The organism is Methanimicrococcus stummii, from assembly GCF_032594435.1.
Classification (GTDB): domain Archaea; phylum Halobacteriota; class Methanosarcinia; order Methanosarcinales; family Methanosarcinaceae; genus Methanimicrococcus; species Methanimicrococcus stummii.
The window spans coordinates 990,527-1,009,134 of the sequence record NZ_CP131062.1 but is presented as its reverse complement, the minus strand read 5'-3'; the positions used below and the strand labels follow the sequence as shown (position 1 = coordinate 1,009,134).

The 18,608-nt window shown below is 43.7% G+C and carries 19 protein-coding genes and 1 tRNA gene; 9 read left to right on the top strand and 11 right to left on the bottom strand.

Annotated elements, in window-relative coordinates; translation table 11 throughout:
* Position 1 precedes the first annotated feature (1 nt).
* The 3 genes from MmiEs2_RS04915 to MmiEs2_RS04905 all read right to left on the bottom strand — a co-directional run bounded on the left by MmiEs2_RS04915 (position 2) and on the right by MmiEs2_RS04905 (position 2,187).
* The gene (locus MmiEs2_RS04915; protein ID WP_316558771.1) at positions 2-514 is read right to left on the bottom strand and encodes an amino acid-binding protein; all 513 of its coding nucleotides are present in this window, start codon (positions 512-514) and stop codon (positions 2-4) included.
* 415 nt (positions 515-929) lie between these two features.
* On the bottom strand, positions 930-1,634 hold the full coding sequence (locus MmiEs2_RS04910) for a CDGSH iron-sulfur domain-containing protein (protein WP_316558770.1): 705 nt from the start codon (positions 1,632-1,634) through the stop codon (positions 930-932).
* 199 nt (positions 1,635-1,833) lie between these two features.
* Complete coding sequence (locus MmiEs2_RS04905) at positions 1,834-2,187, bottom strand: desulfoferrodoxin family protein (RefSeq protein ID WP_316558769.1); 354 nt, start codon at positions 2,185-2,187, stop codon at positions 1,834-1,836.
* A gap of 784 nt (positions 2,188-2,971) precedes the next feature.
* On the opposite strand from MmiEs2_RS04905, the gene MmiEs2_RS04900 reads away from it, so the two are divergent.
* Together MmiEs2_RS04900 and cydB are read left to right on the top strand one after the other, a co-directional pair.
* A complete protein-coding gene (locus MmiEs2_RS04900) occupies positions 2,972-4,309 on the top strand; it encodes a cytochrome ubiquinol oxidase subunit I (RefSeq protein ID WP_316558768.1) in 1,338 nt (445 codons plus the stop codon).
* Complete coding sequence (cydB, locus tag MmiEs2_RS04895; protein ID WP_316558767.1) at positions 4,302-5,342, top strand: cytochrome d ubiquinol oxidase subunit II; 1,041 nt, start codon at positions 4,302-4,304, stop codon at positions 5,340-5,342. The genes MmiEs2_RS04900 and cydB overlap by 8 nt, the downstream gene beginning before the upstream one ends.
* Before the next feature lie 231 nt (positions 5,343-5,573).
* On the opposite strand, the gene MmiEs2_RS04890 is transcribed toward cydB, so the two are convergent.
* Both MmiEs2_RS04890 and MmiEs2_RS04885 read right to left on the bottom strand, forming a co-directional pair.
* Positions 5,574-5,861: a putative quinol monooxygenase gene (locus tag MmiEs2_RS04890; protein WP_316558766.1), complete on the bottom strand. Its 288-nt coding sequence runs from the start codon at positions 5,859-5,861 to the stop codon at positions 5,574-5,576.
* A gap of 178 nt (positions 5,862-6,039) precedes the next feature.
* Entirely contained in the window at positions 6,040-6,264 is a 225-nt protein-coding gene (locus MmiEs2_RS04885) for a hypothetical protein (protein WP_316558765.1), read from the bottom strand.
* A gap of 205 nt (positions 6,265-6,469) precedes the next feature.
* On the opposite strand from MmiEs2_RS04885, the gene MmiEs2_RS04880 reads away from it, so the two are divergent.
* Positions 6,470-6,665, top strand: a tRNA-Trp gene (locus tag MmiEs2_RS04880).
* A 169-nt stretch (positions 6,666-6,834) separates the two neighbouring features.
* The gene (locus MmiEs2_RS04875; RefSeq protein ID WP_316558764.1) at positions 6,835-7,596 is read left to right on the top strand and encodes a Fic family protein; all 762 of its coding nucleotides are present in this window, start codon (positions 6,835-6,837) and stop codon (positions 7,594-7,596) included.
* 81 nt (positions 7,597-7,677) lie between these two features.
* Here MmiEs2_RS04875 and MmiEs2_RS04870 read toward each other — a convergent pair whose 3' ends face one another.
* Genes MmiEs2_RS04870 through thiM form a run of 4 tightly spaced genes read right to left on the bottom strand, consistent with a single transcriptional unit; the run spans position 7,678 to position 10,291 of the window.
* Entirely contained in the window at positions 7,678-8,391 is a 714-nt protein-coding gene (locus MmiEs2_RS04870; RefSeq protein WP_316558763.1) for a slipin family protein, read from the bottom strand.
* Between the two features lie 48 nt (positions 8,392-8,439).
* Positions 8,440-9,153: a thiamine phosphate synthase gene (locus tag MmiEs2_RS04865; protein WP_316558762.1), complete on the bottom strand. Its 714-nt coding sequence runs from the start codon at positions 9,151-9,153 to the stop codon at positions 8,440-8,442.
* Positions 9,137-9,454, bottom strand: coding sequence for a thiamine-binding protein (locus MmiEs2_RS04860; RefSeq protein ID WP_316558761.1), 318 nt, complete (start codon positions 9,452-9,454; stop codon positions 9,137-9,139). Before MmiEs2_RS04860 ends, MmiEs2_RS04865 begins: the two co-directional genes overlap by 17 nt.
* 3 nt (positions 9,455-9,457) lie before the next feature.
* Complete coding sequence (gene thiM, locus MmiEs2_RS04855) at positions 9,458-10,291, bottom strand: hydroxyethylthiazole kinase (protein WP_316558760.1); 834 nt, start codon at positions 10,289-10,291, stop codon at positions 9,458-9,460.
* A 193-nt stretch (positions 10,292-10,484) separates the two neighbouring features.
* Between thiM and MmiEs2_RS04850 the strand changes: the two genes are divergently transcribed.
* The 4 genes from MmiEs2_RS04850 (at position 10,485) to MmiEs2_RS04835 (ending at position 13,054) form a co-directional block, all read left to right on the top strand.
* On the top strand, positions 10,485-11,033 hold the full coding sequence (locus MmiEs2_RS04850; RefSeq protein WP_316558759.1) for a GNAT family N-acetyltransferase: 549 nt from the start codon (positions 10,485-10,487) through the stop codon (positions 11,031-11,033).
* Positions 11,034-11,096: 63 nt separating this feature from the next.
* Positions 11,097-11,921, top strand: coding sequence for a class I SAM-dependent methyltransferase (locus tag MmiEs2_RS04845; RefSeq protein ID WP_316558758.1), 825 nt, complete (start codon positions 11,097-11,099; stop codon positions 11,919-11,921).
* A 269-nt stretch (positions 11,922-12,190) separates the two neighbouring features.
* Positions 12,191-12,340 (top strand): hypothetical protein, encoded by a 150-nt coding sequence (locus tag MmiEs2_RS04840; RefSeq protein ID WP_316558757.1) that lies wholly within the window; start codon positions 12,191-12,193, stop codon positions 12,338-12,340.
* A 90-nt stretch (positions 12,341-12,430) separates the two neighbouring features.
* Positions 12,431-13,054 carry a PH domain-containing protein gene (locus MmiEs2_RS04835; protein ID WP_316558756.1) on the top strand — a complete coding sequence of 208 codons (624 nt, stop codon included), beginning with the start codon at positions 12,431-12,433 and terminating at the stop codon, positions 13,052-13,054.
* Between the two features lie 84 nt (positions 13,055-13,138).
* Here the strand turns inward: MmiEs2_RS04835 and MmiEs2_RS04830 are convergent, their stop codons facing one another.
* Positions 13,139-13,585, bottom strand: coding sequence for an N-acetyltransferase (locus MmiEs2_RS04830; RefSeq protein ID WP_316558755.1), 447 nt, complete (start codon positions 13,583-13,585; stop codon positions 13,139-13,141).
* Positions 13,586-13,664: 79 nt separating this feature from the next.
* On the opposite strand from MmiEs2_RS04830, the gene MmiEs2_RS04825 reads away from it, so the two are divergent.
* Positions 13,665-15,824: a DHH family phosphoesterase gene (locus tag MmiEs2_RS04825; protein WP_316558754.1), complete on the top strand. Its 2,160-nt coding sequence runs from the start codon at positions 13,665-13,667 to the stop codon at positions 15,822-15,824.
* Between the two features lie 457 nt (positions 15,825-16,281).
* Here MmiEs2_RS04825 and purL read toward each other — a convergent pair whose 3' ends face one another.
* Entirely contained in the window at positions 16,282-18,450 is a 2,169-nt protein-coding gene (purL, locus tag MmiEs2_RS04820) for a phosphoribosylformylglycinamidine synthase subunit PurL (protein WP_316558753.1), read from the bottom strand.
* Between the last annotated feature and the right edge of the window lie 158 nt (positions 18,451-18,608).

The following is an 18,608-nucleotide window of genomic DNA, read 5'->3' as shown; positions in this document are numbered from 1 at the left end:
CTCATTCCAGTTCAATCGGCAGCACCAAAAGCAAATCTTTCTCTTTCGTGATCTCTTTCAAAAGCGAAACCACTTTTTTCAATTCTTCTTTTCCGATCGCGTTAATCGTAATCGCGGCGGATGTGGGCTCATTAATTTCGGGCATGGAAAGCGACATGTCCGTCACTTCGGCGATGCCTGTTTCATCAATTCGGCTGATTGTGTCTCGAATATCGGTGTTCACGACGTGTCCGATCATGACAACGGAAATCGTTTCTCTGTATTTTTCTTCCCCGATTCGAAGGACGCGGATTCCGGTTTTTTCCATGTCTTCTTTAATTTTTTGAATCACGGGGCTTTTCGCGTCAAGAACGAGCTGAACCTGAACCTTGTCGCCGCCGGCTTTTGCCGCGCCGTTTGTTTTGTGATAATGAAAAACAGAAATTAAATTCGCTTTATTGCTTGAAATCGGTTCAAGCGCCAAAATGAGCTGTCCCGGCTCATCTCTCAGTTCAATGTCCATCGTGACTTTCATAATATTTCCTCTTGTAAATACGATTGTTATAATCCGCTCTTTATTTATTTTTGATGGTTTACGTTTTTAATTCAAAAAATGAGGACGATTTGAAATCAAATAAAAAACAGGGTTGGTTTTTCAATATTTTCTTAAAAAACGTGGCAGCGCGCGCGGCAAGCGCAGGCTGCGGCGGCAGCGGCGCAGGCAGCAGTGTAAACGGCAGGTAGCAGCGGCAACACAAACAGCAGGCAGCAGTACACACGTTCGCGAAGCGAACGGCTGTTCTAAGAAGAAGATGCTGATGGCAACACGCAGACAGATACACACGGCAGTAGACTTGGAAGCAGACTTGGAAGCAAACAGAACACACTTGACAGCAAAACAAAAAAAGTAAGAAATAAAAAAATGAAATACAAATTTTCATTTTCTCAATTTATTCATCAAATCCGTACATGTTTTCACTTCTTCTGTGAGAAGTGTCGCAAAACGGCATGTTTTTAGATTGACCGCAACGGCAAAGCGTCATTCTGTTTCTGATTTTATATTGCCGCCCGTCAGAGCCCTCGACAGGAATGCCGCCCTTAACCCAAAGCGGCCCACGGCAATTCGCAGCCGTATCCTGAACCAAACCGATTTCCTGATCTAATTTCGGCTCATAAACGTTTCCTTCTTTATCGACAACAGTCAAACGCCCGGCGGCGCAATCACAAGACTCTTCAATCGCCATTTGCTTCAAATAATCCTCATCCGAATGCAAAACAGCATTCCAGACACGCGGTCCGCGATCACAGAAACGCAGTGAAGCGCACAAACTTTCTTCATCAATCAAAGTCAGCTCCGGCCCTTCATAAATGCGCGTATTCAATTTATCGCTGTCATGCGTCGCAACTTCCGTTCCGTCAAATTTCTTCCTGTAAGCGCCGGTTTCTTTTTCATGAGACCCGTCGCAATACGGCTTGTTTTCAGAACGGCCGCAGCGGCAAAGGTGGTAAGGTTCGTTTTGTTTGGGATATTCCTTTCCGTTTTTCCAGCGCATAGAAGTTCCTTCCCCGTCGATTTCAATAATTGATTGAACCAGCGGAATATCGGGACTCACCTCATACGGCCCGTTTTTAATAATTTTGATCTTTTTTTCCATTTTTGATAACTCCTTTGAACAGTTTGAAACTGTATCTTCTATAATTATATCCGAATTATTATAAATAAATTCCATTGTCAAAAATGAAACTGAAAGTAAACAAAAAACAAACAAAAGCAAACAAAATAAAAAAGCAAAAAATAAGAAAAAAACAAAAATAAAAAATTAAAATGGAGAAATAAATAAATTCAATTTAAAATTAAAGTTCAAACGTATTCTTCCACAATCCGTGAAGATTACAATAAGAAACCGCGCCAAGCGCTTTGAATTGCTCCATTTCCAAAACCTTAAACGTCGCCGTCGGCTCGGTCACGGTCGGCGTAAATTCGGCGCGCCCGATAAAAATGACTTGATCGTTTTCTTTTTTAATACCGTAAAGTTCAACCCAAGAAATATGATGTTCAAGCGTGTTCGGGTGCGGCGTTTCCTTTCCGATCGTGACAATAACGACATTGTCGTGCGTGCCGCCGTGTCCGCTTCCGCGCTCAATCACAGGGACGTGTTTTTCCTTTCCTTCCGCTTCGGGGCTTTTCATTAATGTTGTAAAATCCATGTTTTTCCCTCTCCTTTTTGATATGATTGTTGATGTTATTGAATTTTAATGAAGATTTTTATAGATTTTAATAGATTTTAGATGAAAGTTTGATGAAACCAAAATAAAGATTAATAATGAATTGAAGAAAAACATCCGGATTTTGTTTCATTTTTCAGAGATTCGTTTTTATGAATTTTTTGGGGTTGAATTCATTGTTGATAGTTCTGTAAAATTTGTGGAGATTATCCGATTGATTGTTTTTGATTTCGTTTTAATCTGCGATTCAAGCAGTCCGTTTTTGAATTGTTGCTTTCATCAAACAGCGTTTTTGTTTTTCCGGATGTTTCATGGAATTCAAAGATGAGATTCCAAATTTTAAATAGAAATAATTATTATTTAAAATTAATGTCTATTATTGAAACTTTCATCAATTCAAATTAAACTGTCATTAAATTCTCATTAAACTGTCATTAAGCTTCGTAAATCATTCGACTTTATCTTTTTTCCAAGAGTCAGATATTTATATTTAATAATTATTACTATTAAGTATTCATTTCGGTTTACCTATCTCTTTAATTAAGGGATATTGCGCCGGAATTGAATTAAATATAAATATCGGTCTGCTAATAATATTATTGAAAATATATTTATCTTTGGTATATTTACCGCTGATAAAATATTTCGGTATTATTTCAGTGCCAACTGATTAAACTTAATCTTTAATGTTCATTCAGATTTGTTTTCGTTCAAATTTGAATCTTATAAATGTTAATGCTGTTCATGATTGAAACAGGTGGTCTTTATGATAGAAGATATCGTCTTATTAAGTCGGCTTCAATTCGCGATTACGATCTTCTTCCACTTTATTTTCGTTCCGCTGACGATTGGTCTCGGCGCGATGGTGGCAGGTTTTGAAGTCAAATATTGGAAAACACAACAAGAAAAATGGAAGAAGTCGGCTCAGTTTTGGGGCAACCTCTTTAAAATTAATTTCGCATTCGGTATCGTTACCGGTTTCGCAATGACTTTCCAGTTCGGAACGAATTGGGGGCAGTACGCCGAGTTCATGGGCGACGTTTTCGCGTCCCCGCTCGCGCTTGAAGCGCTCATCGCTTTCTTCTTGGAAGCGACATTCTTCGGCATTTGGCTTTTCACAAGCCACAAAAAGCCCGCGCTTAAAGCGATTTCAATGGTTTTGGTTTCTGTCGGAACCATGATTTCCGCGATTTGGATTATCACGGCAAACGCGTTCATGCAAAATCCGGTCGGTTATCAAATGGCCGCAGACGGCAGCAAAATCATTATGTCTGATTTCGGCGCCGTTTTAGCAAACCCGTACCTTTGGTACATGCTGATTCACACGTTACTTGCAGCATATCTCCTGTCCGCGCTCTTCATGGTCGCCGTCAGCGGATACTTCCTGCTTAAAAAATCCAATGTCGATATGTACCGCAGCTCCATGAAACTCGGCGTTTATGTCCTCGTCATCGCCGCGATTCTTTTGCCGACGCTCGGCATGTTTTACGGTCATTATGTCGGCGAAGTTCAGCCCGTCAAAGCCGCCGCAATGGAAGCGGTCTGGGAAAGCGGACCTGACAGGCCGATGTATCTGTTCCAGATTCCGTCCGACTCCCAAGAGCGCAACTTGGTCCAAATCATCGGCATTCCGTATGTCGGAAGCTTCTTGCTGACGGGTGATCCGCACGGCGAAGTCACCGGCTTGAACGATATTTCCGAAGAAGACCGGCCGCCGGTTGCGATGACATTTTACAGTTTCAGAATCATGGTGATTCTCGGTATTGTCTTTATCTTGGAAGCCTTGGCCGGCCTTTATCTTGTTCGAAAAGATCCGACAATGGAAAATTCCGCGTCACGCAAATACATGAAACTCATGCTTTACAGCATTCCGCTTCCGTATTTGGCGATTATGTTCGGCTGGGCCGTCGCCGAAGTCGGCCGCCAGCCGTGGATTGTTTACGGACTTTACAGAACATCCGAAGCGATCTCAGGCGTCCCTGCGATTCAAATCCTGTTTTCGATGGGACTTTTGGTTCTCTTCTATTTGCTTTTGTTCGTCCTGTTCCTTTACTTGATGAAAAATGCAATCGTCGCAGGCCCGGAGGTGAAAGAGCATGCTTGATTATGAACTTCTCATCAACATTTGGTTCGTCCTTTGGTGTGTCATTTGGGCGATTTACCTCGTCGTCGATTCGTTCCCGCTCGGTGCCGGAATGCTGGCCGCGTTCCTGCCGAAAAACATGGCGCAGACGCTCCAAGTCGCCAAATCCGTCGGCCCGTTTTGGGGCGGCAATCAGGTTTGGCTGATTTTGGCAGCCGGCGGCACATTCGCGGCATTTCCGCTCATCTTCTCCAAGATGTTCACTTGGCTTTACATTCCGATGATGCTCCTCTTGATCGCGATTATTTTGCGCGGCATTTGCATTGAATTGATTTATCAAGACTCAAATGCAACGCTTCAAAAAATATTCCGCTACGGCTGGGCACTCGGAAGTCTGCTGATTACGGTCGTCTTGGGCGTCGCGTTCACCAACTTCTTCAGAGGCATGGTCATCAACGCGAATTACGTGTACGAAGGAACGCTTCTCGGACTCTTCAATGTCCACGCTTTGCTTGGCGCATTGCTGTTCGTTTTGCTTTTCCTGACATCGGGCGCCTTTTGGGTCGCGCACAAAACATCCGGCGAAATTTCCGGAAAGTGCGCTGATTTCGGCAAAAAATCATCCGTCGCGGTCGCAATTGTCGCGCTGATTTACATCCTCGCACTTTTCAACACGGACGGATTCGCTGTCAACTACAACGCTTACCCGATTTTGTACGCGATTCCGCTGATTGCGGTTGTCTTCGCTTTGGCGTGCATCGCGCTTGCGTGGAAGAAATCCAATCGTCCGCTCTTTGCATTCCTTGCAAATCTCGGAACAATTTTCTTCGGCGCGGCGACCGGCGTTGTCACGCTTTACCCGTACATCTTGAAGTCAACCATCAATCCCGAATACGGTGTCAGCATTTTCGCGGGCGCGTCCAGTCAATTGACGCTTTCGCTGATGTTTTACGCCGCTTTGATTTTCGTTCCGATCGTCATCATTTACCAACTCTGGTCTTACACGAAATTTAAAGAGAAGATTCCGGAAAACGGTGGCGAAGTAATCGATTAAATCTGAAAAAGATTTGAAAAATATCTAACAAAAATCTGTAAAAAATTTATACAGAATTTAAAGAACTCATAAAAAATTCATAAAAATCCATAAAAAAAGCGGGCCGAAATTTCGGCCCGCTTTATTTTGTTTTTTGCTACTAATAGTGTTTTGATTTCAATTTTGTATTGCGAAATGCAATACCGTTTTTGCTTTAATTTATTTTTTTATTCCGCGCTTTTTAACTTGACGTTAATCGGCAACAGGATAAGCTTGAACGGAAAGTTCGGCGGCCATCAGCGGACCGGCGTCTTCCCCAAATTTGATATAATGCGGCTCTTTTGTATGTTTGTCCAGCATTTCCGGGTTTTCCCATTGTTCAATCATCATAAAAGAATTTTCTTCTTCACAGCTTTTGTAAAGCGCATAACCGAGACAGCCTTCATCTTTGCGGCTGGCTGTAATCAGCGGCTGAACTTTTTCTAAAAACTCTTTCTCCGTTCCGGGTTTAATTTTGATTACTGCATTGACAATAAGCATAGAGCTCACCGTTTGAATGTAAAATCTATGTGTTTATAAATCTTACCGTAATCTATCATTGTTAACGATGAAGAAAGTTAGGCGGTTCGAAAAATCACAACAGTAAAGTAAAAAAAATTCGAATAAATCAAAAATTAAAGATTGAAAAAATGAAAACAATATTGAAAAATAATTTAAATCATTTCTCCGATTCGTCTTCAAAGTCCGCGTCAACCGCGCTTGCTTTGGATTGAACGTGCTTGTTGTGTTCGCGCGCGTGCTGTTCCTGCGCTTCTTTAAAAGACATGTATTCGTTTCTTCTTTTCATCAAACGGTACACGTTTCTGATAATCATTATCAGGAAAATCGCAATTAGCAGAATTAAAATCCAGTCCGTCCAGCCGAAAGCTTCCCAAAATGCCATAAAATTCCTCTGATTTGTTTAATTTTCATTTTTCAATTGCACGTTTTTCTTTTTCAATTGCACGATTTTATTCGTTATGACCGTTAAGGCTATATTTAATTATTCTCTTTTAGGCAACGAAGATTCAAAACATTTATTACTTTTGAATTTCCTATTATGTTTCCTGTTCGCATTAACGAACAGAAATACCAGATAAAACAATTGAGGGGCTGTGGCCTAACCTGGTAGGGCGATGGGCTCCAGCGGATATTTAATGATGAACAACGGGTCAACCGAGCAATTCCCGACGGGGAAATGCGATGAGGAACCGTTGGAGCGCTGAAAGTGCTCGAAAGAGTGTTGATATAAATCGACAATTCGGAGAGACCCGTCGGTTGTGAGTTCAAATCTCACCGGCCCCACGTTTTATCTTTTTAATTTTGTTTTTTAATTCTCGTTTTTTTAGTTTTAAGTCAAAAGAATAGCGGTAACTTTGGATTTTTTTGTCTTATTTTGGTCCCTTTTTCAGATATATTTAATTGCTTTTAACTTCTATTGAATATGATTCATTCAAAGAAACAGGTGTGAAAAATGCAGGCGCTCAAACAAAAACTCAAAAAAGCGGAGGAAAATAACGATCAATTATTGTCGTTTCGACCGCTGCCTGAAGAAACTTTTAAATCTCTTAAAGATTACTACCGCGTCGGTTTAACCTATTCAAGCAACGCGCTTGAAGGGAACAGTTTGACAGAATCTGAAACCAAAATTGTTATCGAAGATGGTTTAACTATTGGCGGAAAACCGCTTCGCGAAATTTACGAAGCGATTGGTCATGCAAAAGCGTATGATTATTTATTTCCGCTTGCAGCTCAGAAGGAATTAGATGAAAATGATATCTTAGAGCTTCACAAACTTTTCTATGGAATGATTGATTCGAATCAGGCCGGAATTTATCGAAAAGTTCCGGTTTTTATCAGCGGCAGCCAATATCCTGTCACGCCTGCCGAAAATATTCACGAAGAAATGAAAACGTTCACGGAATGGTTTAATCAAAATGAACACCAATTGCATCCTGTTGAATTTGCGGCTTTGGTTCATAAAAAATTCGTATTTATTCATCCTTTCGTCGACGGTAACGGACGAGTGGCAAGATTGCTGATGAATTTGGTTTTGCTTCGAAATAACTATTCAATTGCTATTATTCCGGCAATTTTAAGGTCCGAATATATTCGTTTATTGGAATTAGCACATACAAACGATGAACCGCTTCAGGAATTTATTGCTGATAGAGTTATTGAAACACAAAACGATTTATTGAGGCTTTTTAAAAATTCGGGAATATCCAAAAATTAAATCTTCTCTAAAAAAGAACGAAAAGGATATTGCAAAAATATCCAATCGTTTTAAGTTTCCTATTTTTATTTGTTTTATTCGTTACCTGTTTTGTTTTCTTGCCGCCGTCGCGTTTGCCATTGCAATCATGTCGCCGGTGTCAGTTGTATTGGTGACGACAATCATATTCTTTTCACGTGCGATTTCCGAAAGCGTCTGCAATTCTCTGAGGCGGATTGCGACCGGAATTTCATCATAAAGGGCAGCTGCATCGCGCATTTTTGTCGCGGAAATGTGTTCGCCTTCCGCTAAAATAATTCTGGAACGCTTTTCTCTCTCGGCTTCAGCCTGTTTTGCGATTGCGCGAAGCATCGAGTCGGGGAGACTGACATCGCGGATTGTCACAGAGGTGACGCGAATGCCCCACGGGTCTGTGTCTTTGTCCAGCAGGCGCTGTAAATCCGTGTTCACTTTTTCACGTTGCGTCAGCACTTCGTCGAGTTCCATCTGGCCCAGAACATCACGCAAAGTCGTTTGCGCGAGCATGGATGTCGCATATTTGTAATCTTCAACTTCCGTGATTGCCATTTCCGGATCAACCACTTTGTAATAAACGATGGCATCAACTGTAATTGTCACATTATCTTTTGTAATAATGTCTTGTCTTGGAACGTCAATCGTTACCGTTCTCATATCAATCTTTTCGGTTCGGTCAATAAACGGCACCGTTAAAAACATTCCCGGTCCTTTGACACCGTTTAATCGTCCCAATCTGAAAATAACAACGCGCTCGTATTCTTTTATTATATGAATCATCGTTTACCTCTTTTTGTATTCATTATTTTAAATTAATACCTTGAACTCTTAAACTTTTTTTCTTTTATAATTTTCCTTCCACGCTTCAATCAGTTTTTCCGCTTCCGCTCGCGGGTTATCCGCCTCAGAGATTGCGGAAATGACAAAAAATCCGTCAACACCCGTTTCGGCAAGTTGCGGAATGTCAGCTAATTTGACGCCGCCGCCGACAACAATCGGAATTGAACTTGCTTTCGCCAGTTCGGCCAGCTCTTCAAAACTTCGTGTAATGACTTTTCCGTCCGCGCCCGTTCCGCAATCCGGCTTCGTTTCCGTCTCATGCAAGGGACCCGCGCCGAAATAATCAATCAAACTGACATCCGCCGTTTTGATATAATCAAACAAATCGTGCGTTCTCGCCGATAAACCGATAACTGCGTCTTCTCCCAAATACGCGCGGCAGATTTCAACGGGAATATCCGATTGCCCGACATGAATTCCGTCTATTTTTATGCCCATTTTCTTGGCGGCCAACACAACATCCAGGCGATCGTCAACGAGAAGCGTTACTTCGTCGGCGCGGCCGGCTTTTTCAATCACATCGGCGGCTTCTTTGGTCAATTCTATTAATTCAAGAGCGGATGCCGTTTTCGATCGAATTTGTATGCAGGTGTAACCGGCATCCACGACATCTTTAATTATCGGCGCGACCGGTCTGTTTTTTGTATTTTCGGGGCCGACGACAAAATACGCCGAAATGTCTAAATTACTCCGATTGCTCACGTTTGTCACCCAAGATGTTGTCCACTTTTTTGACTTTTTCGGAAATCATATTCGCATAACCCGGGCGAATGTCGGCTTTGAGAACAACCTCCGTCCGAATGCCTTTTTCCGCCAAATAAAATGTCGCTTCCTTGACGACGCGCATCACATCATCCCATTCGCCTTCGATTTCGGTGAACATCGATGTTGTTTTGTTCGGCAGGCCCGATTCCCGAATAATTCTGACAACTTCCGAAACTTCCGGCGCCAATTCATCACCGATGCCGAGCGGCGCAATCGCAACCGCAACAAGCGTATTCATAATTTAAACCTCCTCAATTTCGAACGGATTGTTCGCGACATCTTCTGCCGAAACATTATGTAATTCATCTAAAAATTGAACTTGGAAACTTCCCGGCCCTTTCGCTTTTTGCGCGGCGGCGCGTCCGGCAAAGTTGTAAATTGCCGTTGCGGTCAGCGCGGCGGTGAAAGGATCAGCTTCTGCCGCATAAACCGCAGCAACGCCGCCCAACGAGCAGCCCGATCCCGTAATCTTTTTCATCAAATCAGAGCCGCCGCGTGAATATGCAATCACCGCGCCGTCCGTCACCAAATCCGTCTCTCCGGAGACGGCAACCGCGCCGCCTGTCCATTTCGCAAGCGCGACAGCCGCCGCCTTTGCCGCAGCAACCGGGTCCGTCGAATCCACGCCGCGCACATTCGATTTGTTTTCGCCTTCCAATTCCCAAAGGCCGGCCAAAGCGATAATTTCGGAAGCGTTTCCTCTGATGATGCTTGGTTTAAATTCTTTGGATTGTAAAAGGAATTTTGTTCGAATCTCTCCGATTCCGATTGCAACCGGGTCCAAAACCCACGGAATTTGATTTTCATGAAGCACTTGCGCCGTCAACGGCAGCGTTTGTTCATAAATCGGCAGAATGCCGCCGACATTTATGTAAAACGCGCCGCCCGCTTTTGCCAAAAATTCCGCTTCGTCGGGAAGGTAAACCATCGCGGCAGATCCGCCGACGGCCAGCTGCGCGTTTGCCACAAAATTAATTGTAATCGTGTTTGTGATTGAGCCTGCCATCGGATTATTTTCCCGGACAGCATTAACGGCTTTTATGATGCCGTTTTGGATTTCGGTTTTGCTTTTCATCAATTGCGCTCCATCTTTGTTCTTCATCTTGTTTTTTATATTGTTCTTCATATTATTATCGCTTTAATTTTTTGAATTTATTAATTCTATTGCGGATTTTTATTCCAATGTTTTTTCAGAAGAACTTTTTCCTTAAATTTTTTCCTCTTTTATTTCTCAAAAATTATATACGCTTCCACTTCCTATTCGGCTTATGCTTATCAGACAAGAAACCGGGGCGGATTTTCCGCAAATTTATGAATTTGTCAAAACCGCTTTTCAAACCGCGTACGTTTCCGGCGGTACGGAACAGGATTTTGTCAATAAAATCAGAAGCGACGGTAATTACATTCCGGAATTGTCTCTTGTCATGATTGACGATTCAGATGATGCAAACAACAAAATTGCCGGACAGATTGTCGGGCACATCATGCTTTCCAAAATCGCAATCCACGGCGTTTCGTCCATGCCAAAAAATATGTTTGAAATTCTTCTCCTCGCGCCTGTCGCAATTGGCAGCGATTATCGAAACAAAGGACACGGTTCGGCTTTGGTTAATGAAAGTTTAAAGCGCGCCAAATCGGAAGGTTACGCGGCCGTTATTCTTGTCGGCGACCCGCATTATTACGAACGGTTCGGATTTGTTTCGGCAGCAAAATTCGGGATTAAAAATAAGCAAAACATTCCCGATGAAAACGTTATGATTTTGGAGCTCGCGCCGGGTATTTTAGACGGGATTTCGGGGACGGTTGATTTTGATTAATTTTTCAATTTGTTTCAATTAATTTTTTTCAAAAAAAGAACAAAATCACGGTTTTTGATAAACATGAACGATGCAAACCGAGAATGGAATGACCACTGCGCCAAACAGGCGAAAATGACCAACTTTCAAACAAGCGCTAAGCATTTTTCGGTTCAAAAAAACACGGATCATATGCTGAAAAATTTAATTTCGGGAAATGTCGAGCGCGTGAACGACCAATTGGCGCGTCTGCAGTTTCCGCCGGACTCAACCGTGCTGGACATCGGCGCAGGACCGGGGACGCTTGCCGTTCCGTTGGCCGCTGCCGGCTGCAAAGTCACAGTCGTTGAGCCTGCGCCGCCGATGCACGAAGCGCTTGCCGAATACCTAAAAATAAAAGGCGTTTCCGCCGATATTCCGATCATTTCAAAAATCTGGGAAGATGTCAACCCCGATGAAATCGGAAAATTCGATTACATCGTTTCATCTTTTGCAATGGGTGTTCCCGATTTGAACGAAGCGCTTCTCAAAATGAACACCGTCGCCGAAAAAGAAGCTCACATCTTTTGGTTTTTAACAGACCCACCGTGGGGCCGCATTAATGCAGCGCTTTGGACGAAACTTCACAACGAAGATTATTACGGCCGCCCGCTCTCAAATCTGATTTGGAATGCTTTGTATCAAGCCGGCATTTACGCGAATTTGGAAGTTTTGCCGCTGCGCGATTCTCATTCTTATGAAACATTTGAAGAAGTGTCGGAAGAATATCTCGGCAGATTGGGCGCAAAAGAAGATTGGCAAATTCAAATGGTTGAAGATTATTTGAAACAAGTCTTTTTGGAAATTCCCGGAAAAGGATTTATTTTACCGGAAGACGGGTTGTACGCGCATATTTGGTGGGAGAAGTAAACACGTTTTTCAATTTGTTTTGTTTTTCAAAAAATGGTTTGTTTTTCAAAAAGTAACTTTTATTTCTTTCAATTATATTTTTTGTTTTCAAATACAATCGGATTATTTTCAACAAAATCTTCCTCAACTTATTTATACAATTAGTTGAACATTGAATTGTCGGCAAATCGCCGAAATTCGAATATAAAGCTTGCGTTTTTTAAAAAATCAGAACGTATAAACTCGATTAAAATAATTCCATTTCATTAAGCAAAAGGAGGTTTAGAAAAATGGCTACATCGTCATATACTGACAGAATCATTATTACAGATAAAAAGGCAATTCAAACGCTGAAAAAAGTGATGTTTTCATCTGAACCTCACAATGATGTTGAGGTGGATGTTCTTGAGGAACTGCGCAAAGGAAGAGAACTTCTCTGATCCTTCTTTTCTTCACATCCATTTTTTTCATTTTTTCAAATAACAACTTTTCAGATAATTACTTAATCTTTGCCGTCGCTGATTAATTCTATGATTCCGTTTAAAGAAGATTTTAAGCCGTCGCCGCAGTACAAACCGTATTTGTTCATTACGACCTTTGTTTCAATATTGGTCGCTTCCGGTTTTACACTTGGCGCAATTGTTTTTCCGTTTTTGCTGACCGGACTGTTTCCCATCGCGATTGCCGGATTTGCTTTCATTCTTTTAATCATCGCCGTTTTCGTTTTCATTTGGATGCAGCGTTATTACAATTCTATTGTCTACCATTTAAACGACACTGAAATGACTTGGAAACGCGGTGTCTGGTTCAAGAAAACCGGTATTGTGCCGTACAACAGAATCACGAATATTGACATTTCTCAAGGGCCTGTCATGCGAATTTTTAAAATTTCCAACCTTCAGATTCAAACGGCCGGAAATTCGGGCGGTAAAGCCGGCTCCGAAATTTCAATTATCGGCATGGAAGATGCAGAACCGCTTCGTGCGTTTATTATGGATTTTGTTCGCGGAACGGCACCGGTAACGGCTGTTACGGGCGGTAATGAAACTGCTGGCGTATCTGTTGCATCTTCATCCGTTTCAGCTTCTGATATGGCTCAATTGATTTCCGAGGTCGCAGCAATACGAAAACTTTTGGAAGAGCAAAATAAATAATTGTTTTACCTTCCGTTCTATTTCTGTTTTTAATTCCATTTTTATTTTATTTTTTGTTCTTCTGATTTTGTTTTTATTCGTTTTTTATTTCTTCCAACGCATTCTGTATTCCGGCTCGCCAGTTTCATCATCCGTTTTTTCAGAATCAACCACGAAGCCGTTTTTCAAGTAAAAGTTCACCGCGCGGGTATTTTTGACGTAAACATCCAGTTCCAAATAATCATATTTCTTTTGGCAAAATTCAACCAACTGTTTTCCGATTCCTTTTCCTTGACTTTTCTGATCCGTAAACAGTCCGGCGACATACCTGTTTTCAACGATTCCAATAAAACCGTAAATCTTTGAGTTTTCTTTGAATACATAAATATCCGAATCGGGCAGCATTTTTTTCACGTCTTTTAATCGGTTTTTCCAGTATGTTTCTGGAATAAAAATCTGTCCTGTCAGATTGGTTTTCAGCCACAGCTCGGCGATTTCATTCATTTCATCCGGATTTGCTTTTTCAATCATTATCGGCAAGATGTTCCTCATTTTATTTTCCTTTTTCTTTCCCTCCTCTTTGCAATACTTTATATTCTAAAATCCGTTTTTTATTTCCAAGTGAAAAATTATGAGTGAAAAATGTCCTAACTGTTACGGCCAAGGTTTTAACATTACAGAAACCGGCCCGTGCCCGAAATGCAGCGGCGTTGTCAGCGCGGGAAAGCCGAAATCCATTAATTTGATGGATCTTTCCGATAAGAATCTTGACTCTTTTGTGAACGGTGTCTGCGATGTTTGCGGCGGCTCGGGAATTTACGAGAAAAAAGAAAAATGCGAAGAATGCCGCGGAAAAGGCGAGCTTTATCATTGCGCGCGCTGCGGAAAACAAATTCCGTACCTCAATGACAACGGCGAAGAAATCTGCAACGCTTGCCTTTCTTCCGGCTGCGTTCACAAACTTGACAATTCCTGCGATTACAACGATTTAGCAAGCGGCAAGCTTTATATCGGCATCGTCGACGGAATGGTTGAAAATCTCGGCGCGTTCGTCAAGCTCAACGACGGCATCAAAGGTCTTTTGCATGAGAAAAATTTCGATTCGGCTTGTCCGTCCATGACGAAAGGCGATGAAATTATTATTCAAATTAAAAATATCAATCGCTCCGGCCGCGACGTTAAATTGGATTTGGTTCCGAAGCGCCCTGGGAAATATGAATTGATCGAAGTGGAAAAAGAGTTTCCGCTGACTTCAATCGGCGACATGACGTCACGCGACAACGGAAAAGCTGTTAAATTCGCGGGCGAGGTTTTGCAAATTAAACAAACCGGCGGGCCGACGATTTTTACAATTTCAGATGAAACCGGACAAGTTCCGTGCGCCGGATTCTCGACAGCCGGCCAGCGTTCTTACCCGGAAATCGAAGCCGGAATGGCTGTGTCCGCCGTCGGCGAAATCAACATCCGCGACGGCGCGATTCAAATCGAATTGATGAGCTTGAAACCGCTTTCCGAGGACGAAGCCGCGATTTTGATTGAAAAAATCGAAGCAGCCGTTGACAAACGCGCCGAAGCCCACGACATTCCGTTTTTGGTGAAAAGCGATGTTTTGGAAAAGTTGAAGCCGGCAATGCTTCAGGCCGCCAAAGAAATCCGAAAAGCGATTTTGCGCTCGCGCCCGATTATTCTCAGACATCACGCCGATGCCGACGGCATCACTTCAGCGATTGCAATTGAGCGCGCGATTTTGCCGCTCATTCGCGAAGCCGGTGGTCCCGACGCCGAGCACCGCGCTTACAGAAGGTCGCCGTCCAAAGCGCCTTTTTATGAATTAATGGACGTTGTCAAAGACGTTTCCTATGCCGTTGAAGACGAAATCAGGTTCGGTCAGCCGATGCCGCTCATCGTAATGGTGGACAACGGCTCCACCGAAGAAGATGTTCCCGCGTACAAACACACGCAGGTGTACGGCATGGATGTCGTCGTCATCGACCACCACCACCCTGATGACATTGCGGACGATTATTTAATCGCGCACGTCAATCCCTACAAAGTCGGCGGCGACTTCGGTCTCACGGCCGGCATGCTTTGCGTTGAGACGGCGCGTATGATTCGCCCCGAAGTGAGCGACGAGATTGCCCACTTGGCAGCCGTTGCCGGTGTCGGCGACCGTTCCGAATCTCCGGAATGCGCGCAGTACATTGAAATGGCGGCCGACAAATATTCGCTTGATCATCTCAAGAAAATGGCGCTTTCTTTGGATTACGAACAATATTGGCTCAAGTTCGGAAGCGGCGCCGGAATCGTTGATGATATTTTGGATCTTCGCGACCGCGAAACCCACCTTCGCCTCGTCAATATGCTCACAGAACAGGCAAACGGCATGATTAAAGATCAGCTTGAAGTGTGTCTTCCGAATGTCAAAATGACGGAACTCAAGAGCGGCGCAATTCTCAACACAATCGACGTTGAAAAATTCGCCCACAAATTCACGTTCCCGCCGCCCGGAAAAACATCCGGCGAGATTCACGACATCATGTGCAATCAGAAATATATTGACAAGCCGGTCATCACACTGGGATTAGGCCCCGATTTCGCGGTCATCCGCTCCAAAAAAGTCTTAATGAATATTCCGCAGATTGTCAGAGAGCTGCGCGAAGAATTAATCGGCAGCGGCGTCAACGGCGGCGGCCACTTGGTTGTCGGCAGCATTAAGTTTGTCGAAGGCGCGGCCGATGTCGTAATTCCAAGATTGATTGAAAAATTAGCGGAAGCGGATGTTGAAAAATAATAACATCGCTTCAACTTTTTTTTTATTTTAAAAAAACGTTTATTTGTTTTTCTATTTCTCATTTTTAAAAAGCGTGATGCTTTTTTCTTTTTTTCAAATCCTCAATTCGTTTTTCGTTTCATTTTTTAAAAATTGCGGCAGCTCGCGCGCGGCGGCGGCTGTACCGGCGCAACGGTGAGATGCAAAGGTAGCGGCAGCAAACGGAAACAGTAAGGTAGCTGTGCCACGTTCGCAAAGCGAACGGATGTTATGAAAAGAAGCAAATGCGCATGGAAAACGGCAGGCGTGTGAAAATAAATTCATAGCTGTGGCGACAGAAAAAGTCTTGTTAAATCATTGGAGCGAATCCGCAAATAAACGAATTTTAAATAAACAAAAAAAAAGAAAGGCAAAAAATGAAACAAGATGTTGAATTTCAACATCTCATTTCCGGTTTATTTTAAATTTATTTGAAAATTTATTCGTATTTGTAACCGATTTTCATCGCTTTTTCAATTGAAGCGGACGCGTCATCGATTTCTTCTTTGGTCAAAACGATTTCTTCTTTGCCGGTCTGAATCTTTAAACCGCCACCTGCAACAGTCTTTCCGATAACCGTACACGGAATGCCGTTCATGATTTCGGCAATCTTGTTGGTTGATTTGACTGTGAGAATTGCTCTTGCCGGGGATTCGGAGAAGAGAAGTTCGTCTGCGCGGTCAATTGAAAGCGCTGTTAAGTCAATTTCTGCGCCGACATCGGTGAGCATTGAAGCCAAAGCTTTTGCAAGACCGCCTCTTGAAATGTCGTGAGCGCTCGTCACGTCGCCGGTTGCACAGGCTTTGGTGATTGCTTCAACAATCTTGTCATAGTTTTCGGGAACTGTCGGGACTGTTCCTGCATCTTCTAAATCCGAGACGCGGTAGTATTCGCTGCCGCCGAGTTCGGGTTTGGTTGTGCCGATGAGAAGGACGGTTTCGCCGGCTTCCTTGAAGAATGAAGACGGGACCGGTTTTTCAAAGCTCACGATGCCGAGCGCGCCGATTGCGGGCGTCGGAAGAATGGCGGTGTCAAATTCCGCGCTTTCGTTGTAAAGGGAAACATTTCCGCCGACGACGGGGATGTTTAATTTCTTGGCGGCATCGGAAAGGCCGAGGACGGACTGTTTCAAGTACCAGTATTGTTCGGGTTTGTTGGGGTTGCCGAAGTTGAGGTTGTCAACGAGGCAGAGGCCGAGCGCGCCTTTGACGGCGAGGTTCATCGCGTTTTCAACAACGGTCATCACGGACCCGGTGTACGGGTCCAAAAGACAGATGGCAGGCTCGCAGCCGCAGGTCATCGCAACGCCTTTTTGATCTGTCACTTTAATGATGCCGGCATCGCCGCCGCTTTCACCGCAGACAATCGGGAGTGTTGTTTTCGCATATTTTTCCCAAACGGATTTGCGGGACGCGAGGTTGTAAGAGGAAAGCATGTTGAGGATGCAGGCTTTCATGTCGGCCGGAAGCGCGGGTTTCTTTGAAAGGAGCGCTTCGGTTCTCGGCGCGGGCGCCTCGGACGGAAGTTCGCATTTCGGAACGCCGCTGACGATAAATTCAATCGGAAGTTCGGCTTCGACTTTTCCTTTATAGGTGACGCGGTAGATCGGATCTTCTGTTAAATAACCGACATCGGTTGCCAAAACGTTGTGCTTTTTCATGATTTCCATGACGGCTTCCATGTTTTCGGGCTTGACTTCGGCAAGCATACGTTCCTGCGTTTCGGAAAGCATAATTTCGTAAACGGTTAAATCGTCAAAGAAAAGCGGAACGTCGTCAACAATCATCGTAAACCCGAAGCCGCCTTTTTCGGCCATTTCGACGGTTGCACCGGTTAAACCGGAAGCGCCGAGGTCGCGGCAGCATTCGATGAGTTTCTTTTCGATAATTTCCATTGTCGCGTCAATCACGCGTTTTTCAAGTTCGGCATCGCCGCTGGGGATCGTTTCTCTGGCAGGTGTGTCGTCTTCTGACATGTCCGCTGACGCGAACGCTGCGCCGCCGAGTCCGTCTCTTCCGGTTTTGGAGCCGAAGAGAATGAATCTGTTGCCGGGCGTTTTAGAAATTGAAGTCATCAAATTGTCTTTCTTGCCGAGGCCGACGCAGACAACGTTGACGAGCGGATTGCCGTTGTATCTTTCATCAAAATAAGATTCGCCGCGGATGCCGGCGACTTTAATCGTTTCGGCGTAGTCGGCCGAGCCTTGAAGAATGTTGTCAAAAATCCATCTGTTTTTGTCGGAGTCCAAGGGGCCGAGGTAGAACGGCGCGAGGACGGCGACCGGGAGCGTTCCCATGGAAATGACATCGCGGACAATGCCGCCGACACCGGTTGCAGCACCGCTGTAAGGATCAATGTAGGACGGGTGGTTGTGGCTTTCCATCGCGATGGAAAGGATGTGTTCGTCATCAAACTTGACGACGGCAGCGTCATCGCCGGGGCCGATGATCACATTTTCGCCGGTCGTTTTGAAATTCTTCAAAAGCGGCCAGCTGGAACGGTAGGAGCAGTGTTCGCTCCAAAGGTTCAGGAAAATGCCCTGTTCCAATTCGTTCGGCTGACGGCCTATTTTTTCAACAACAAGTTTGAGATCTTCTGCGGGTAACATGTCTTATTGAGCCTCTTTTTGCGTTAGAATTATCAGTCTTTAAATTAAATTTAAAGATTTTTCCGATTTCATGTGATTTCGGAATTTTTTTTAAAATCAAATAAAAAAAATCTCAATAATTTAAAAGCCTTCCCATTGACTGAAAAAACGCCGCTATT

Coding starts and splice junctions, on each gene's coding strand:
- MmiEs2_RS04890 (WP_316558766.1), bottom strand. CDS start 5,861: ATGCTTATTGTCAATGCAGTAATCAAAATTAAACCCGGAACGGAGAAA.
- thiM (WP_316558760.1), bottom strand. CDS start 10,291: ATGAAAAGCAAAACCGAAATCCAAAACGGCATCATAAAAGCCGTTAAT.
- purL (WP_316558753.1), bottom strand. CDS start 18,450: ATGTTACCCGCAGAAGATCTCAAACTTGTTGTTGAAAAAATAGGCCGT.
- MmiEs2_RS04835 (WP_316558756.1), top strand. CDS start 12,431: ATGATTCCGTTTAAAGAAGATTTTAAGCCGTCGCCGCAGTACAAACCG.
- MmiEs2_RS04830 (WP_316558755.1), bottom strand. CDS start 13,585: ATGAGGAACATCTTGCCGATAATGATTGAAAAAGCAAATCCGGATGAA.
- MmiEs2_RS04910 (WP_316558770.1), bottom strand. CDS start 1,634: ATGGAAAAAAAGATCAAAATTATTAAAAACGGGCCGTATGAGGTGAGT.
- MmiEs2_RS04845 (WP_316558758.1), top strand. CDS start 11,097: ATGAACGATGCAAACCGAGAATGGAATGACCACTGCGCCAAACAGGCG.
- MmiEs2_RS04885 (WP_316558765.1), bottom strand. CDS start 6,264: ATGGCATTTTGGGAAGCTTTCGGCTGGACGGACTGGATTTTAATTCTG.
- MmiEs2_RS04900 (WP_316558768.1), top strand. CDS start 2,972: ATGATAGAAGATATCGTCTTATTAAGTCGGCTTCAATTCGCGATTACG.
- MmiEs2_RS04860 (WP_316558761.1), bottom strand. CDS start 9,454: ATGAATACGCTTGTTGCGGTTGCGATTGCGCCGCTCGGCATCGGTGAT.
- MmiEs2_RS04915 (WP_316558771.1), bottom strand. CDS start 514: ATGAAAGTCACGATGGACATTGAACTGAGAGATGAGCCGGGACAGCTC.
- MmiEs2_RS04825 (WP_316558754.1), top strand. CDS start 13,665: ATGAGTGAAAAATGTCCTAACTGTTACGGCCAAGGTTTTAACATTACA.
- MmiEs2_RS04870 (WP_316558763.1), bottom strand. CDS start 8,391: ATGATTCATATAATAAAAGAATACGAGCGCGTTGTTATTTTCAGATTG.
- MmiEs2_RS04905 (WP_316558769.1), bottom strand. CDS start 2,187: ATGGATTTTACAACATTAATGAAAAGCCCCGAAGCGGAAGGAAAGGAA.
- cydB (WP_316558767.1), top strand. CDS start 4,302: ATGCTTGATTATGAACTTCTCATCAACATTTGGTTCGTCCTTTGGTGT.
- MmiEs2_RS04875 (WP_316558764.1), top strand. CDS start 6,835: ATGCAGGCGCTCAAACAAAAACTCAAAAAAGCGGAGGAAAATAACGAT.
- MmiEs2_RS04840 (WP_316558757.1), top strand. CDS start 12,191: ATGGCTACATCGTCATATACTGACAGAATCATTATTACAGATAAAAAG.
- MmiEs2_RS04850 (WP_316558759.1), top strand. CDS start 10,485: ATGCTTATCAGACAAGAAACCGGGGCGGATTTTCCGCAAATTTATGAA.